The organism is Herminiimonas sp. (assembly GCF_030645555.1).
Classification (GTDB): domain Bacteria; phylum Pseudomonadota; class Gammaproteobacteria; order Burkholderiales; family Burkholderiaceae_D; genus Oxalicibacterium.
In genome coordinates this window covers 1-1,272 of record NZ_JAUSME010000221.1, presented here as the reverse complement: position 1 = coordinate 1,272, position 1,272 = coordinate 1, and the positions used below count along the sequence as shown (strand labels likewise).

General features: G+C 58.9%; 1 protein-coding gene. It reads right to left on the bottom strand.

Annotated features, from left to right (window positions below; all coding sequences use genetic code 11):
* A partial coding sequence (locus Q7T06_RS08700; RefSeq protein WP_304783547.1) for a malic enzyme-like NAD(P)-binding protein occupies nucleotides 1-1,272 on the bottom strand: 1,272 nt, incomplete at both ends.

Sequence of the window (1,272 nt, the reverse complement as noted above, 5' to 3'; positions counted from 1 at the left end):
CAGCTTCACGTCGACCACCACCTGCAACGCACGCAGCAAGCGCTCATCTTCGCCTTCCGCATAGACGATGCGCTTGAGATCCGGCGGCGTCGACTTGGCGATCTGGAAGATAGGCTTCATGAAGGTGACGCTGCGATAGACGAATTGCTGCAGCCGGTCTGCATACGCATCCATGTCCTGGATAGGGCGCGCGGCAACGCCGCACTCTTCCGCCGCCTTGGCCACTGCGGTGGCGATCTTGATCATCAGGCGCGGGTCAAACGGCATCGGGATGATGTAGTCGGGGCCGAAGCTCAGATTATTGATGCCGTAGGTGCTGGCCACGATATCGGATTGCTCGGCTTGCGCCAGTTCGGCAATCGCGTGCACCGCTGCAATTTCCATTTCGCGCGTGATCGTGGTCGCGCCGCAATCGAGCGCGCCGCGGAAAATGTAGGGGAAGCACAGGACGTTGTTGACCTGGTTCGGGAAATCGGAACGGCCGGTTGCAATCACCGCATCGGAACGCACTGCACAGATTTCTTCCGGCAGGATTTCCGGCGTCGGATTGGCCAGCGCCATGATGACAGGACGATCCGCCATCGCGGCCACCATGGCCGGCTTCAATACACCGCCAGCCGACAGGCCAAGGAAAATATCTGCACCGGTAATGACTTCACCCAGGGTACGCGCATCTGTTTTTTGCGCAAACCTGGCCTTGTCCGGATCCATCAATTCCACACGACCCTGATACACGACGCCCACCAGATCGGTGACAAAAATATTTTCAATCGGGAAACCGAGGTCGACTATCAGGTCCAGGCAGGCCAGCGCGGCTGCACCGGCGCCGGACACCACCAGCTTGGCATTCTTGATGTTTTTTTCTACGACCTTCAAGCCATTCAGTATGGCGGCCGCCACGATGATCGCGGTACCGTGCTGATCGTCATGGAAGACCGGTATCTTCATCCGCTCGCGCAGCGTGCGCTCGATGTAGAAACATTCAGGCGCCTTGATGTCTTCCAGGTTGATGCCGCCGAAGGTAGGTTCCAGCGATGCGATGATGTCGCACAGCTTGTCGGGATCGGTTTCATTGATTTCGATATCGAAGACATCGATGCCGGCAAATTTCTTGAACAGCACGGCCTTGCCTTCCATCACCGGCTTGGATGCGAGCGGGCCGATTGCACCCAAACCGAGCACCGCCGTGCCGTTGGTGATCACGCCGACGAGGTTACCGCGTGCAGTCAGGTTGCGCGCTTCCCCCGGGTCGCGCACGATCTCCTCGCACGC